At 71.4% G+C, this 2,902-nt stretch carries 3 protein-coding genes; all 3 read right to left on the bottom strand.

Annotation, left to right across the window (positions count from 1 at the left end):
- Positions 1-644: alcohol dehydrogenase catalytic domain-containing protein (locus tag N864_RS20930; protein WP_034721947.1), on the bottom strand; the 644-nt coding region annotated here is incomplete at its 3' end.
- Positions 645-680: 36 nt separating this feature from the next.
- The gene (locus N864_RS20935) at positions 681-2,141 is read right to left on the bottom strand and encodes a purine-cytosine permease family protein (protein ID WP_034721948.1); all 1,461 of its coding nucleotides are present in this window, start codon (positions 2,139-2,141) and stop codon (positions 681-683) included.
- 77 nt (positions 2,142-2,218) lie between these two features.
- Positions 2,219-2,902, bottom strand: a 684-nt coding sequence (locus N864_RS20940; RefSeq protein WP_034721950.1) for an arginine deiminase family protein, incomplete at its 5' end; no start/stop codon positions are given.

The raw sequence follows: 2,902 nt of genomic DNA on the forward strand, positions 1-2,902 counted from the left end.
CACCACACGTCGACGCCGCCGGAGGCGGCGGCGACGGCCGCCTCCAGATCCGGGTCGTCGTGGTCGAGGACGGCGTCGGCGCCGCAGGCGCGGGCCCAGTCGACCGACCGCGCGCCCGTGAGGGCGATGACGCGGGCACCGGACCGGGAGGCGAGTTGGACGACCGCGCTGCCGACGGCCCCGCCCGCGCCCATGACGACGACCGTCTCGCCGAGCTGCAGCCGTGCATGCCGGAACAGCCCCAGCCAGGCCGTCGCCGCCGGGTGCACGAGCGCGGCGAGCTCCACCGGATCGGCCTGCGGGGCAACGGGATAGAGCCGGTCGGCGGGGACCGCGACGAGTTCGCTGGCCGCGCCCTGCCGGCCGCCGTGCCCCATGCTGTTGCACCACACCGGCTGACCGGGCTCGACGTGCCCGACGCCCGCGCCGATGGTGACGACCGTGCCGACGAGGTCGCGGCCGATGACGAAGGGGAACGGCGTCAGGGTCGGATAGCGGCCGGATCGGACGAACGTGTCGACGTGGTTGACGGGGGAGTAGTCGACGCGGACGAGGACGTCACCGGGTCCGACGCGCGGGTCGGGCAGCTGCCCGACCTCGATCGCGTCCGGCCCGCCGAGGCGGGTGACGTATGCCGCTCTCATCGACGCGCGCCCGCGGTGTGGTCCCGCCGTGGACCGTCAGCGACCCTCCTGCCGGGCCACCGTGCCGCGCCGGAGGACGAGCGTGATGACGAAGCCGAGCACGAGCGCCGCGATGACGCCGAGGTTGGCGTAGGCCCACGTCCCGTCCTTGCCGCCGAGCCCGAGTGGTCCGAGCAGAAAGCCCTGCCAGTTGTTCCACGACGCGTCCTGGGCGAAGGTGTTGATGACCAGGCCCCAGCCGAACACCGACGTGACGACCATCGTGCCGATCGAGGTCCAGTCGAACGCACCGTAGCGGCCGCGCGGGTCGAAGAGCGCGTCGTCGTCGTAGTCGCGCTTGCGCAGCACGAGGTCGGCGATCATGATCCCGGCCCAGGCGGCGAGCGGGACACCGAGGGTGATCAGGAAGCTCTGGAACGGCCCGAGGAAGCTCTGCGCGAAGAAGACGACCCAGATCGTGCCGAGGGTGAGGAGGACGCCGTCGACGAACGCCGCCGTCGGTCGGGGGATCCGCACCCCGAGCGAGAGCAGGGTCAGGCCGGAGGAGTAGATGCCGAGCACGGCGCCGGAGACGAGGGCGAGGATCGCCGAGACGAGGAACGGCAGCAGGAACCACGTCGGCAGGATCGTGCCGAGGGTGCCGATCGGGTCGTTGGCGATGCCGTCGGCGAGCTTCTGGTCCGAGCCCGCGAGGGTGAGCCCGTAGATGACGAGCAGGGTCGGCGCGATGGCCCCGCCGAAGGTGTTCCAGCCGACGATCGCGGCCCCCGACGCGTCGCGGCGCTGGTAGCGCGACCAGTCGGCGGCGATGTTGATCCAGCCCAGCCCGAAGCCGGTCATCACCATGACGAGCGCCCCGATGACGGCCTGGAACGGCCCCGGCTTGACGGAGGTGACCGCACTCCAGCTCACGTGGCCGAGGGTGAGCGCGACGTAGACGATCGTCGCGATGCCGGTGACCCAGGTGAGGACGGACTGCAGCCGCATGATGATGTGGTAGCCGGCGACGGACGCGCTGACGATGAGCGCGGCGACGACGAGCATCGCGACGACCTTGGTCGTCGTGCCGCCGCCCCAGCCGAGCTGGCTGAAGATCGTCGCGGTCGCGAGCGTGGCCATGATCGCCAGGAAGGTCTCCCAGCCGATCGAGACGAGCCAGCTGATCACGCCGGGCACCTTCTGCCCCGTGACCCCGAACGCGGCGCGCGAGGTGATCATCGTCGGGGCCGAGCCGCGCTTGCCGGCGATCGCGATGATCCCGCACAGCGCGAACGACGCGACGACGCCGACGACGGTGACGAGGACCGCCTGCCAGAACGAGATGCCGAAGCCGAGGACGTAGGAGCCGTAGCTGATCCCGAAGACCGACACGTTCGCGGCGAACCACGGCCAGAACAGGTCACGCGGGCGGGCGGTCCGTTCCGACTCGTCGATGATCTCGATGCCGGTCGTCTCGACGCCGAGACGCCGCGTCTCGGTGAGGGTGCGAGTGCTCATGCGCACATCCTTGCGCACCTGGTGCTTCCCGCAAGGGAGCCGGGGGTATGCCGCTCAGCCGGCCCCCGTTCGGGCGCTCAGAAGGTGACCGGCTCGCGGATGAGGGGGCAGGTCATGCAGCGGCCACCGCCCCGGCCCCGGCCCAGCTCGGCGCCGGAGATGGTGGTGACCTCGATGCCCGCGTCGCGCAGGTTGGCGTTCGTCTCGGTGTTGCGGTCGTAGCCGATGACGACGCCGGGCTCGAGGGCGACGACGTTGTTGCCGCTGTCCCACTGTTGGCGCTCGGACTCGAAGACGTCCCCGCCGGTCTCGACGACCCGCAGCGTCGGCAGGCCGAGCGCCTTGGCGACGACGTCGGTGAAGGCGGCCCCGTCCTCGTCGATGACGTCGATGCCGCCGGGCCCGTCCCCGGGGCGCAGGGTGAACGGGTGGACCGCGTCGACGATCCGCGGGTAGAGGGTCACGACGTCGCGGTCGGCGAAGGTGAAGACCGTGTCGAGGTGCATCGCCGAGCGCATCCGCGGTAGCCCGGCGACGACGACCTGGTCGGCGGCACCTGCGGCGAAGAGGGCCGACGCGACCTGGGTGATGGCCTGGTGGGAGGTGCGCTCGCTCATGCCCATGAGCACCACGCCGTCGCCGACGGGCATGATGTCGCCGCCCTCGAAGGTCGCGTTGTCGAAGTCCTGCTCCGGGTCGCCCCACCAGATGCGGGAGCCGACGAAGTCGGGGTGGAAGGAGTAGACCGCCTTCATCAGCAG

Origin of the sequence: Intrasporangium chromatireducens Q5-1, assembly GCF_000576575.1 — a bacterium.
Classification (GTDB): domain Bacteria; phylum Actinomycetota; class Actinomycetes; order Actinomycetales; family Dermatophilaceae; genus Intrasporangium_A; species Intrasporangium_A chromatireducens.

Coding starts and splice junctions, on each gene's coding strand:
- N864_RS20935 (WP_034721948.1), bottom strand. CDS start 2,141: ATGAGCACTCGCACCCTCACCGAGACGCGGCGTCTCGGCGTCGAGACG.